We start from the raw sequence: 11,461 nt of genomic DNA, 5'->3' as shown, positions 1-11,461 counted from the left end.
TGTGCTCATCCTAATGATTAAGGTTAAAACAAACGACAACGAGAAGTATTATAAGTCGAAACGGTGTTTGGTCTGTAGTCACGAAGTGGAAGATGGTTTAATTTTTCAAACATAAGACGGAAGAGGAGAGAGGAGTAGGTCTCGTGTGCTCGGAGATGTGTAGTAGAGACAGGTGAGCACGGTCGGGCCGCCGGCCGCGCTGGACGGGACGTTCGGCGTGCACAGCCCGGCCGGCGGCCCGACCGTGATCACCGCGGAGCTGCCGTGCGGGTGATGCTGGCCGAGGACTCGACGCTGCTCCGCGAGGGCCTGGTGCGGCTGCTCGCCGAGGAGGGCCACGAGGTGGTCGCGGCGGTCGGCGACGGCGACGCGCTGCTGGCCGCGGTGGCGGCGTCGGGCGAGCAGGGCCCGCCCGACGTCGTGGTGGTGGACGTCCGGATGCCGCCGACGCACACCGACGAGGGGCTGCGCGCCGCGCTGGAGATCCGCCGGCAGTGGCCGGGCGTCGGGGTGCTCGTGCTGTCCCAGTACGTGGAGAAGCGCTACGCCACCGAGCTGATCACCGCCGACACGACCGGGGTGGGCTACCTGCTCAAGGACCGGGTCGCGCAGGTGGACGAGTTCCTCGACGCGCTGGACCGGGTCGGCGCGGGCGGCGCGGCGTTCGACCCCGAGGTGGTGCGGCGGCTGCTCGCGCACAGCGCGCACGCCGACCCGCTGGCCCGGCTCACCCCGCGCGAGCGGGACGTCCTGGACCACATGGCACAGGGCCATACCAACGCCTCGATAGCCGCTAACCTCCACATTTCGCAAAGCGCCGTCGAGAAGCACGTCAACGCGATCTTCGACAAGCTCGACCTGTCCCGCGCCACCGGCTACAGCCGCCGCGTGCTCGCCGTCCTGCGGTATCTCGGCACCTGAATCCGCCCTTGCAAATCCGGACTAACAGGCATAAGCCGGGTATGGATGCGGGATCGATCCTCAACGTGGAGGGAGAGGTCGTGGCGGACACCAACCGAGGCGTCGTGTACCAGGCGCCGGGCAAGGTCACGGTCGAGGACCTGGACTTCCCCAAGCTCGAACTGGCCGAGCAGAACGGGCGCAAGCTCCAGCACGGCGTGATCCTGAAGGTCCTGGCCACCAACATCTGCGGCTCCGACCAGCACATGGTGCGCGGCCGGACGACCGCGCCCGCCGGGCTGACGCTCGGCCACGAGATCACCGGCGAGGTGATCGAGACCGGCAGGGACGTCGAGTTCGTCAAGCAGGGCGACCTTGTCAGCGTCCCGTTCAACATCGCGTGCGGCCGCTGCCGCAACTGCAAGGAGCGCCACACCGGCGTGTGCGAGAACGTCAACCGGGAACGGCCGGGCGCCGCCTACGGGTACGTCGACATGGGCGGCTGGCACGGCGGGCAGGCCCGGTACGCGGTCGTCCCGTACGCGGACTTCAACCTGCTCAAGTTCCCCGCCGACCGCGACACCGTCATGGAGAAGCTGCCCGACCTGGCGATGCTGTCGGACATCTTCCCGACCGGCTACCACGGCGCCTACACCGCGGGCGTCACGACCGGCTCGACCGTGTACGTCGCGGGCGCGGGACCGGTCGGCCTCGCGTGCGCGTCCGCCTGCCTGCTGCTCGGCGCCGCCGTCGTGATCGTCGGCGACATGAACGACCGGCGGCTCGCGCAGGCCCGCGGCTTCGGCTGCGAGACGATCGACCTCTCGCAGCACGGCAACGTGGCGGAGCAGATCGAGCAGATCCTCGGCGTCCCGGAGGTGGACGCGGCCGTCGACTGCGTCGGGTTCGAGGCGCGCGGCCACGGCCCCGAGGGGTCGGCGGGGGAGCAGCCCGCGACCGTCCTGAACACCCTGATGGAGATCACCCGCACCGCCGCAGGGCTCGGCATCCCCGGCCTGTACGTCACCGGCGACCCCGGTGCGTCGGACGAGAACGCCAAGGTCGGGCGGCTCGGGCTGGACTTCGGCACCGGCTGGGCCAAGTCGCAGTACTTCATCACGGGCCAGTGCCCGGTGATGAAGTACAACCGGCAGCTGATGATGGCGATCCTGCACGACCGGGCGCAGATCGCACGGAACGTCAACGCGTCGATCATCTCGCTGGAGGAGGCGCCGGAGGGGTACGCCGAGTTCGACAAGGGCGCGGCGCGCAAGTACATCCTCGACCCGCACGGCCTGCTGGCGGCCTGACGCCCGTCACCGGATGCCCCGGGCGATCCGCAGCGCCATTGCCATGACGGTGAGCTGCGGGTTCACCTCGGGGCACGTCGGCAGGACGGACGCGTCCGCGACGTGCACCCCGCGCACGCCGCGCAGCCGCCCGGACGGATCGACGGGGGCGGCGGCCTCGCCGAGCTTCGCCGTGCCGGTCGGATGGAACCCGGCCAGGTGCAGGTCGGCCCGCGAGGCCGCCGCAACCGCCCGCGTCAGCTCACCCTCGTCGCGGACGACGGGGTCGCGGGCCAGCCCGGTCAGCACCTCCTCGGCCCCGGCGGCGAACAGCACCCGCCCCATCGCGGTCATCGCGCGCCGCAGCCGCCCGGCGCCCTCGCGGGTCAGGTCGTAACGGAGCAGCGCGCGGTGCCGGGCGCCGTGCACCCGGCCGGACGGGGCGTCCGCGATCATCGCGCCGAGCACGGCCAGGTGGCGCGCTTCGTCCAGCTCGCCGCGCAGCCGCCGGCCGATGCCGGGCAGCGGGAACGACGTCATGCCCGCCGGTGTCGCGGTCGCCTCGATGAGGATGCCGTCGCCGTGCAGTTCCTCGATGCCGACGCTCTGCATCACCCCCGACCATGAATCCACGGGCTCGGCGAAGCGCCCCGCCACATTGGTCGCCAGATGGACGGCCATGCCGCGTCCCAGCCCCGGATGCCCACCAAGCCCGGACCGCCGCAGCAGCAGGGGCGTCTGCGTGGCGCCGGCAGCCATGACGACGCGGGGCGTGAGGATCTCGAAGAACGTGCCGTCCGGGCGGCGCGCGCGCACACCGGTGGCGACCCCGCGTTCGACCAGGATCCTTTCGACCCGCGCGTGGGTCACGATGCGCGCTCCCGCCTCGCACGCCTGCGGGAGCGCGTTCAAATGGACGCCGTACTTGGCGTTGTGGGGGCACCCTACGGCGCACTGCGCGCTGCCCCTGCAACCCGGCGCGTTGCGGCGCAGCGGCGCGGCCCGCCAGCCGAGCCGTTCGGCGCCCGCGAGCGCGAGCAGCCCGTTGCGGCCGAGCGGCTCCATGGGCTGCGGCGCGACACGCAGCGTGGCCTCGACCTCGTCCAAGTCGGCACCGAAGTCCTCCACCGGGACCCCAAGGGACGCCCAGCGCCGAAGCACCCGGCTGGGCGTCCGGTAGCAGGTCCCGCTGTTGACGACGGTCGTCCCGCCGACCGCGCGGCCCTCGGGCAGCAGCACGGGCGGACGCCCGACCGCCACCGTCGCGCCGCCGTCCCGGTACAGGTCGAGGAACCGGTCGAGCGGCGGCCGCTCCCGGAACTCGGCCGCTGTGAACCGCCGCCCCTCCTCCAGGACCACCACCGCCATGCCGCGCCGCGCCAGGGTCCGCGCCGCCATCGCCCCGCCCGCACCGGACCCGACCACGACGGCGTCGGCGGTAGCGCAGGCAGGCCAGTCGGCGGACGGCGTGCAGTCCAGTACGGCATCAGGACGCACCAGCCCGCCCGGTTCCGGCGGCCCCGGCAGCAGCCCTGTCCCAGCGGCCAGCAGCAGCGGGATCTTCACCGCCTCGACGGCCCGCGCGGCGCGGGACTCCAGCAGCGTGCAGAGCGCGTCCCGCCGCCCGGCGTCCAGCCCGTCCAGGGAGTGCCCGGTGGTGAGGCGCGCCAGCACGTCCAGCGTGCCGGCACCAGCCGCCAGCCCGAGCCGCGCGGGGCCGGGCAGCGTCCGCACGATCGCCTCGGCCTGCGCGGTGACGCGGTCCAGTTCGGCCGCGTCCTCAATCCCGAGGAGCACTGAGATCGTCCCCGCCATGGCGCTCACCGCAGGCCCACCTCCGCGTGGCCGGTGCCGTCCAGCCGCCATTCACGCTCGGTCTTCCAGGCGCGTCCCGCCCGCCGCGCCAGTCTGATCCGCACATCCGCGCGCTCGCAGTTGTGGCAGACCGCCGGGGCGCCGTCCGGGTCGGCGTAGTCGACCGCGACGGTCTCCTCCGGCCGCTGCGTGACCTCCACGTACAGGAACCGGTCGCCGATCCGTCCCCGGACGGTCCAGGTCGGCAACCCAATGTCGGCGCGCAGCCGGAGCGCCGCAAGCAGAGAGTCACCGGAGGGCAGATCCCGCCCGTCCACCCGCAGCCGGACGAACGCCAGCGGAGGCAGCCGGTCGAGACCCGGCCGCGTCGAGACGGCCGCCACGATCTCGCACACGTCCCCGCCGCCGAGGTCGGCGTGCAGCCAAGCCCACCGCCGCGCGTTCCCGTGCCCGTAGATCCGCGCGGACCCGCCCGGCGCCCCCTCCAGCTCCAGCACCCGATCGCCGAAGCGCACCACGCCGTCATAGATCGCCGCCGGCTTCGGGACGATCTGCGCCGCCGGCAGCAGCTCCCGCTCCCAAGCCCACCGCGGAAACGTATAGATCGGCCGCCCACCACCGGACTCGCGCAAATCCCAGCTAATCCCCCCAGCCGCCCCAGTGAGCCGATCACCCGTCTGCACGACAGGCCCGGCAGCGAACACGCCGTCCTCCGGACGACCCCACCCATACGGGCCGAACCGCGCGAACACGGGCGCCTCGCCGGGCGGAAACACCGCGGCCCAGCCATGCGCCCGCACCCCGCCCGCCACCGCCGCGACCAACTCGTGATGGAGCCACACCCCAGTCCCGGTCGCCGGATCGGTCAGCGTCGTGTACCAAACCTCCAACCGCCCCGCCTGCCCCCGCCACCGCGGCCGCATCGGATCGTCCGGCCGCGCGGGAAAGCGAAAGCTCGCGAGAAAGGCTTCAAGGCCCCGCAGGCGGAACCGCAGCCGAGCCTCACCGACCACGACCCCGTCCCCATCGGTCACCGTGACCGGCAGCGACGTCATCGACCGGACGGGCCGCCGCGCCGACACTGACTTCCAGCCGTCCAAATGCAGGCGCCGCCCATCGTCCGCCGTGAAGTCCATGGTGTAACGGATCTGCCGCGCGGCAACCGGCGCGACCCGCAACCGCCCGGACACCTCGGCGTCGTCCGCCCACCCCGGCACGGAAACACGCCCGACGAGCGCCCCCTCCACATCACCCCACGGCCGCAGCACCCCGGGGAGATCGACGTCCAACTCCAGCCGCATCGGCCGCAAACGCCCTTCCCCCGCAACCCGCAGACTCCCCTGCATAACCTCACTAAAAGCCGTCCGCCGCACACTCACTGCGCCCCCATCCTGACCACGTCGACGTCCGCGAGGCGTAGCGCTGCTGGCATGACCTGACTGAGGCTGGTGCGCTGCGTTCTCGCCTTGCCCTGTCATGAGTGTCTCGGCGTCTGTGAGACGCAGTGCCGTCGGCACGACCTGACTGGGGCTGGTGCGCCGCGTCCTCGTGGTGCGCCCGTCATGACCGCCTCGCCGTCCGGAGGCGCGGTGCTGCCGGCATGACCCGACTGGGGCTGGTGCGCCGCGTCCTCGCCTCGTGTCGTGAGTGTCTCGGTGTCTGTGAGGTGCAGCGTTGCCCGTATGGCTTCGTTGGAGGTTGTGCGCCGGGGTGTCATTTTGGGTCCAGCATGATCGCCTCGGTCTCGGCGAAGTAGGCGGTCGCCGCCGACTGCGTGCGCTTCACGTCGCCGTCGCACAGGGCGCCGATCAGCGGGGCGAGGCGGTCTGCTGCGGTGGGCGGGTCGGTGAAGGCGTGGGTGAAGCCCTCGCGGACGGTGAGGTAGGCGTTCAGTAGCGCGTTGACCATGAAGCCGTACACGCGGTTGCCGGTGGCCGCCGCTATGACGCGGTGGATCTCGCATTCGGCGAGCTGCGCCGCGTTCCCATCCGCCGCCTCGCGGACCTCGGCGGCCAGCTCCCGCAGGCGTGCCCGCTGCGCGTCCGTCGCGTTCGTTGCGGCCTTGGCCGCGACCTGCGCGCCGACCTCGCGCCGCACCTCGAAGATCTCCGCCATCCAGGCGGGCCCGACCGTGCTGACCAGCATCGGCAGCAGCTCCGGCCCGCCGTGCCGCTCGTAGTCGCGGACCCGCGTCCCCACCCCGTGCCGCGTCTCCAGCAGCCCGAGTTGCGCGAGCCGGACGATCGCATGCTTCAGCGACGTCCGGGTGACCTCGTAACCGGCGGCCAGTTCCCGCTCGGGCGGCAGGTAGGAGCCCGGCGGGTAACGGCCGCTCAGCACGTCGTCGCGGAGCCGGTCGACGAGGGAGTCGACGACGGTGTCGCGGGGGATCGGCGAGGACGGCACGGAACCTCCAGAGGACGAGTGGCTCAGCCACTGGACCACGCGGGGCGTGATGGCGTCAAGACCGTGGCAGGGTGGAGGGACACGGAAGGGGATGGACACATGCTCGGCACGCTCGACTGGGGTCCGGCGAACGAACGGCACGACCTGCTCGCGGCGCCCGTCGCCGGCGCGATCGGCACCCTGACCGAGGCCGAGGTCGCCGAGATCGACCCGGAACTCGCGGACACGGCCGCGTTCTGCGAGCGCTACGACGTCCCCCTCGACGCCAGTGCGAACTGCGTGGTCGTCGCCGCCAAGCGCGGCGGCGAGGTCTCCTACGCCGCCTGCATGATCCTCGCCACCGGCCGCGCGGACGTGAACGGCATCGTCCGCAAGCACCTCGGCACCCGGAAGGTCTCCTTCGCGCCGATGGCCGACGCGACCTCGCTGACCTCCATGGAGTACGGCGGCATCACCCCGGTCGGCCTCCCCGAAGACTGGCCGATCCTGGTGGACGAGGCCGTGGCCGCCGTCCCGCACGCCGTCATCGGCAGTGGCCTCCGCAGGTCGAAGCTCCTGCTGCCGGGCAAGGCCCTCGCGACCCTCTCCGGCGCCCAGGTCCTCGCCCTGGCCCAGTGAGGACGCCCATCGGCGACCTCGGGCCGTCCGCTTTGCCTCGGCCCTTGACGCGTTGCCTCCGGTGCCCGACGAGCGGTCGCCTTCCAGGCCGCCTATCCGGTCGAGTCGACGGCGTAGCGGGTGCCGCCGGCGGCTGTGGCGCGGGCGAGGAGGCGGCGGTTGGCGGCGAGCATGTCCGGGACGGGCGCGCAGCCCGGCGAGGCGGTGCGCAGGACGCTGAACAGGACCGGGTCGTCCGGCGCCGCGAGCATGGGGACGTGGCCGATCCGCAGGGACTTGACCAGGATGACACCGCTGAGGCCCAGGTCCGTGGGTGTCATGTCGGCGAGCGTCGACTCGATCACGGCGGCCGCCTGGGAGGCGGGCAGGAAGACCATGGCCCACGGGTGCGGGCGCGCCCACTCGCCGAGACAGATCAACTCCTCCACGTCGGGGCGCATCCGGTCGGCGAAGTCGAGGTAGGCGAGGCTCTCGGTCTCGGTGGTGCCGGGTGGCGGCTCGCCGTCCCCGTCCAGGACGGCCTTGGCCTCGAAGCGCCAGCCGTCCGCCGAGGGCTTGACCTGGCCCGAGATGTGCTCGGCCTTCACCTCTCGTTGGACGCGGAGCAGGTCGCTTGTGTTTTGGCAGGGGATCGTGCAGGACAGCACCCGCTCCGGTGCGGGGACGAGGCGTAGCGTCGCGCCGGTGATGACGCCGTGGCGGCCCAGCCCGGCGCGGACGGCGTCGAACAGGTCGGGGCGGACGGTGGGGGAGCAGGTCACGAGCGCGCCGTCCGCGACGACGTCGAGAGCGAGGACGTTGTCGGCCTGCGTGCCGTGCAGGTGGGACGTCCCGCCGACGCCGCCCGCGGAGATCGTCCCGCCGACCGTCACGTCCAGGTGGTCGGTCAGGACGGGCGGGACCAGCCCGAGCGGCAGCGTCGCCGCCAGGACCTCCCGCCAGGTCGTCCCGGCGGCGACGGCCGCGTGCCGCTCGCCGTTCTCGTGGACGCCTGAGAGCCCGCGGAGATCGAGGGAGACGCCGGTGGTCAGCGACTGGCCGAAGGTCGAATGCCCGGTGCCGCGCGGGACCGCGTCCAGGCCCTGCGCGGTGGCCTCGCGGACGGCGGCCACGACCTCGTCCGGCGACGCGGGCCGGACGACGCGCGCGGGCGAGCGCTCGACGATGCCCCCGAAGTCGCGCATGGGCTAGCGGTCGCGGAGACGGTCGGCGACGCGGGTGAGCGCGTCGCCGAGCAGGTCGATCTCGTCCGGCGACAGCACGTCGATGAGCGCCTCGCGGACAACGCGGCGATGGCCCGGGCGGACGCGGTCGAGGGCGGCGGCGCCGTCGTCGGTCAGTTCCGCCCACACCGAGCGGCGGTCCGACGCGCAGCCGGTCCGCTTGACGAGCCCGGACCGTTCGAGCTGGGTGACCTGGTAGGTGAGCCGGCTCTTGGACACCATCACCTCCCGCGCCAGGTCGGACATCCGCAGCCGGCGGCCGGCGGCGGTCCGCAGTTTCACCAGCACCTCGAATTCGGCGTGCGACAGGCCGCCGTCCCGCTTGAGCTGCCGCTCGACCTCGTGGTCGACCAGGTGGCCGGCGGCGAGGAAGGCCATCCAGGCGCGCAGCTCGCGTGGTTCCAGGGCGTCCCCCGCTTCGTTCATGCGGTGATTCTAGTTGACATGAAAACACCCTTGAAGTTTCTAAATGGTCTGAATTTGAATCATATTGCTAGCGTTCTGCTAGTTCGCTTTTCAACCCTCTGAGTGGAGGAGACGAGGCATGCTCCCACCCCGCCGCCACCCCGCCCTGCCCGACACCGGCCTGCTCCTCGGCAGGCTCGCGGTCGGCGTCGTGTTCGTCGCGCACGGCTGGCAGAAGCTCACCGACGAAGGGCACGCCGCCGTCGCGCAGTCGTTCGGCCACCTGGGCATCCCGCTGCCGGGGCTCGCCGCCGTCTACGGCACCTGGGTCGAACTGCTCGGCGGCATCGCGCTGATCGCCGGGATCCTGGTGCCGCTGGCCGGGGTGCTCATCGCCCTCGATATGGCGGGGGCCTTCTGGTACGTCCACATGGGCAAGGGGCTGTTCAACCAGGAGGGCGGCTACGAGTACGTGATGGTCCTCGGCGTCGTCTGCCTCCTGTTCGCCTTCACGGGCGCCGGCCGCTTCTCCGTCGACTCCGTCCTGTGGGGCCGCCGGCGCGAGCCCGAACCCGAGCCGAGGCAGTCCGTTCCCGCCTGACAACTCCCGCTGACCGGCCGGGGCCGGGCCGCGGCGCGACCGCGGCCCGGCCCCGCCAATGTGATCTGGATAACACTCCGGCGGCCGCCTCGGGTGCCGTGACCGCCGCGTCAACATCGGTCACCTGCCCGGAAAGCAATATGGCCCGGTCCAAACCCCCGGGACCGTCCTCCCGGCCGCCTGACATCCGTCTTTTCAGCCTCCTGCTCTTTAGCGTCGAAGTGACAAGATGTTCCTGATGACCGTTTTTGGGCATGAGTGATCGCTGAGGGTTTCCTGGAGAGGCGGGTCGCAGGTGTCGCGCGGTAGTGAGTTCGTTGTGGTGGCCAATCGGCTTCCGGTCGACCGGAACGTCGGGGCGGACGGCGTCCCCCGCTGGCGGCGCAGTCCCGGCGGGCTGGTCAGCGCCATCGCCCCGGTGATGCGGCGGCGGCAGGGCACATGGATCGGCTGGACCGGTGCCCCGGACGAGGAGATCGCGCCGTTCGAGGAGGACGGCATGGCGCTCCACCCCATCGCGCAGTCCGCGGAGGAGGTCCGGCTCTACTACGAGGGCTTCTCGAACGCGACGCTGTGGCCGCTCTACCACGACGTCGTCGCCCCGCCCGTGTACGACCGCGCGATGTGGGACGCCTACGTCCGCGTGAACAAGCGGTTCGCGGAGGCGGCGGCGAAGGTCGCGGCGAAGGACGCGATCGTCTGGGTGCAGGACTACCAGCTCCAGCTCGTCCCGTCGATGCTGCGCGAGCTGCGCCCCGACCTGCGCATCGGCTTCTTCCTGCACATCCCGTTCCCGCCGGTGGAGCTGTTCTGGCAGCTGCCGTGGCGGCGGCGGATCCTGGAGGGCCTGCTCGGCGCCGACCTCGTCGGCTTCCAGCTGCCCGGCGCGGCTGCCAACTTCGTGCGGCTGTGCCGGCGGCTCCTGGACGCCCGCTACGTCAAGCAGGACGTCTTCTGGGAGGACCGCGTCGTGCGCGCCCGCGCGTTCCCCATCTCCGTGGACGTCGGCGAGCTGAACGACCTGGTCGGGCGCCCGGACGTCCAGGAGCGGGCGCAGGAGATCCGCGCCGACCTGGGCGACGCCACCGTCCTGCTGGGCGTGGACCGGCTCGACTACACCAAGGGCATCACGCAGCGGCTGCAGGCGTTCGGGGAGCTGTTCGAGGACGGCCACCTCAAGCCGGGCCAGGCGGTGTTCGTGCAGATCGCCACGCCGAGCCGGGAGCGCGTCGAGCAGTACCAGCTGCTCCGCGAGGAGATCGAGCAGCTGGTCGGCCGGATCAACGGCGAACACGGCGAGATCGGGTTTCCGGTCATCCACTATTTGCACAGTTCGTATGACCGACCCGAACTGACCGCGCTCTACCTCGCCGCGGACGTGATGGTGGTGACCCCGCTGCGGGACGGCATGAACCTGGTCGCCAAGGAGTACGTGGCCTGCCGCAAGGACCTGCGCGGCACGCTGGTGCTGAGCGAGTTCACCGGCGCGGCGGCCGAGCTGAAGCGGGGCGCGTTCCAGGTCAACCCGTACGACATCGACGGGCTGAAGGGCACGCTGCTGTCGGCGCTGGCCGCCGAGCCCGCCGACCAGGCGCGGCGGATGCGCTCGATGCGCCGCCGCGTGATCGAGAACGACGTGGACCGCTGGGCCCACGCGTTCCTCAGCGAGCTGGAGAGTCCGGAGCGGTCCCGGTCCGCGGAGCAGGCTCCGGCGCTGCCGGCGGGCTGACCCGCAGGTCGAAGGCCGCCCAGACGGCCTTCCCGCCGGTGGCGAGCCGCGCCCAGCCCCACGCGTCGCTGATCGCGCCGACCACGACGAGGCCGCGGCCGCCCTCCACGAACCGGTCCGGCTCGGTCGGCGCGGGCTCGGGCGCGCGTCCCGACGGGTCGGTCACCGACACGACGAGCCGCCGCGGGTGCCCGACCAGGACGACCTGGATCGGGCACAGCGGCAGCGGCTGGGGGAGTCCCTCCAGGCCGTGCCGCAGCGCGTTCGTCACCAGCTCCGACACCGCGACGACCACGTCGCCGGCGTCGCCGCCGAGACCCCAGTCGTCCAGCGTGGCCTGCACGAACTCGCGCGCCGCCCGCGGCGAGGTGATCTCCGCGGGGAGCACGCGCCGCGCGGTGCGCGGGGTGCCCGCGTGCGGGGCCGGCCAGAGCCCGGCCAGGCCGGGCACCCGGCCCGTCTCCTATACACTCCG

11 protein-coding genes are annotated in these 11,461 nt (G+C 72.2%); 5 read left to right on the top strand and 6 right to left on the bottom strand.

Going from position 1 to position 11,461, the window contains the following annotated elements; translation table 11 throughout:
• The first annotated feature begins 264 nt into the window (after nt 1–264).
• Nucleotides 265–921 carry a response regulator transcription factor gene (locus HUX53_RS04525; RefSeq protein WP_176401907.1) on the top strand — a complete coding sequence of 219 codons (657 nt, stop codon included), beginning with the start codon at nt 265–267 and terminating at the stop codon, nt 919–921.
• Between the two features lie 80 nt (nt 922–1,001).
• Nucleotides 1,002–2,210, top strand: a complete 1,209-nt coding sequence (gene fdhA, locus HUX53_RS04520) for a formaldehyde dehydrogenase, glutathione-independent (protein WP_309237049.1) — start codon at nt 1,002–1,004, stop codon at nt 2,208–2,210.
• Between the two features lie 6 nt (nt 2,211–2,216).
• Here fdhA and HUX53_RS04515 read toward each other — a convergent pair whose 3' ends face one another.
• The 3 genes from HUX53_RS04515 to HUX53_RS04505 all read right to left on the bottom strand — a co-directional run bounded on the left by HUX53_RS04515 (nt 2,217) and on the right by HUX53_RS04505 (nt 6,410).
• Nucleotides 2,217–4,004 carry a GMC family oxidoreductase gene (locus HUX53_RS04515; RefSeq protein ID WP_176401909.1) on the bottom strand — a complete coding sequence of 596 codons (1,788 nt, stop codon included), beginning with the start codon at nt 4,002–4,004 and terminating at the stop codon, nt 2,217–2,219.
• Nucleotides 4,005–4,009: 5 nt separating this feature from the next.
• Nucleotides 4,010–5,305 carry a hypothetical protein gene (locus HUX53_RS04510; protein WP_217919075.1) on the bottom strand — a complete coding sequence of 432 codons (1,296 nt, stop codon included), beginning with the start codon at nt 5,303–5,305 and terminating at the stop codon, nt 4,010–4,012.
• Nucleotides 5,306–5,717: 412 nt separating this feature from the next.
• Nucleotides 5,718–6,410 carry a FadR/GntR family transcriptional regulator gene (locus HUX53_RS04505; RefSeq protein WP_176401905.1) on the bottom strand — a complete coding sequence of 231 codons (693 nt, stop codon included), beginning with the start codon at nt 6,408–6,410 and terminating at the stop codon, nt 5,718–5,720.
• A 99-nt stretch (nt 6,411–6,509) separates the two neighbouring features.
• Here HUX53_RS04505 and HUX53_RS04500 point away from each other — a divergent pair, with 99 nt between their 5' ends.
• Nucleotides 6,510–7,028, top strand: a complete 519-nt coding sequence (locus HUX53_RS04500) for a YbaK/EbsC family protein (RefSeq protein WP_176401904.1) — start codon at nt 6,510–6,512, stop codon at nt 7,026–7,028.
• A 92-nt stretch (nt 7,029–7,120) separates the two neighbouring features.
• Here the strand turns inward: HUX53_RS04500 and HUX53_RS04495 are convergent, their stop codons facing one another.
• On the bottom strand, nt 7,121–8,212 hold the full coding sequence (locus HUX53_RS04495) for an FAD-binding protein (protein ID WP_176401903.1): 1,092 nt from the start codon (nt 8,210–8,212) through the stop codon (nt 7,121–7,123).
• Between the two features lie 3 nt (nt 8,213–8,215).
• The gene (locus HUX53_RS04490; RefSeq protein WP_176401902.1) at nt 8,216–8,677 is read right to left on the bottom strand and encodes a MarR family winged helix-turn-helix transcriptional regulator; all 462 of its coding nucleotides are present in this window, start codon (nt 8,675–8,677) and stop codon (nt 8,216–8,218) included.
• A gap of 118 nt (nt 8,678–8,795) precedes the next feature.
• On the opposite strand from HUX53_RS04490, the gene HUX53_RS04485 reads away from it, so the two are divergent.
• Nucleotides 8,796–9,257, top strand: coding sequence for a DoxX family protein (locus tag HUX53_RS04485; RefSeq protein WP_176401901.1), 462 nt, complete (start codon nt 8,796–8,798; stop codon nt 9,255–9,257).
• 295 nt (nt 9,258–9,552) lie between these two features.
• A complete protein-coding gene (locus tag HUX53_RS04480; protein WP_176401900.1) occupies nt 9,553–10,986 on the top strand; it encodes a trehalose-6-phosphate synthase in 1,434 nt (477 codons plus the stop codon).
• Here HUX53_RS04480 and HUX53_RS04475 read toward each other — a convergent pair.
• Nucleotides 10,919–11,437, bottom strand: coding sequence for an ATP-binding protein (locus tag HUX53_RS04475; RefSeq protein WP_176401899.1), 519 nt, complete (start codon nt 11,435–11,437; stop codon nt 10,919–10,921). The genes HUX53_RS04480 and HUX53_RS04475 overlap by 68 nt on opposite strands.
• Nucleotides 11,438–11,461: the final 24 nt, after the last annotated feature.

Origin of the sequence: Actinomadura sp. BRA 177, assembly GCF_013372625.1 — a bacterium.
In the GTDB taxonomy this organism is placed as follows: domain Bacteria; phylum Actinomycetota; class Actinomycetes; order Streptosporangiales; family Streptosporangiaceae; genus Spirillospora.
Note: the sequence above shows the minus strand (reverse complement) of the source record. Positions and strands in the feature narration are given on the sequence as shown.

Coding starts and splice junctions, on each gene's coding strand:
- HUX53_RS04495 (WP_176401903.1), bottom strand. CDS start 8,212: ATGCGCGACTTCGGGGGCATCGTCGAGCGCTCGCCCGCGCGCGTCGTC.
- HUX53_RS04510 (WP_217919075.1), bottom strand. CDS start 5,305: ATGCGGCTGGAGTTGGACGTCGATCTCCCCGGGGTGCTGCGGCCGTGG.
- HUX53_RS04485 (WP_176401901.1), top strand. CDS start 8,796: ATGCTCCCACCCCGCCGCCACCCCGCCCTGCCCGACACCGGCCTGCTC.
- HUX53_RS04490 (WP_176401902.1), bottom strand. CDS start 8,677: ATGAACGAAGCGGGGGACGCCCTGGAACCACGCGAGCTGCGCGCCTGG.
- HUX53_RS04500 (WP_176401904.1), top strand. CDS start 6,510: ATGCTCGGCACGCTCGACTGGGGTCCGGCGAACGAACGGCACGACCTG.
- HUX53_RS04515 (WP_176401909.1), bottom strand. CDS start 4,004: ATGGCGGGGACGATCTCAGTGCTCCTCGGGATTGAGGACGCGGCCGAA.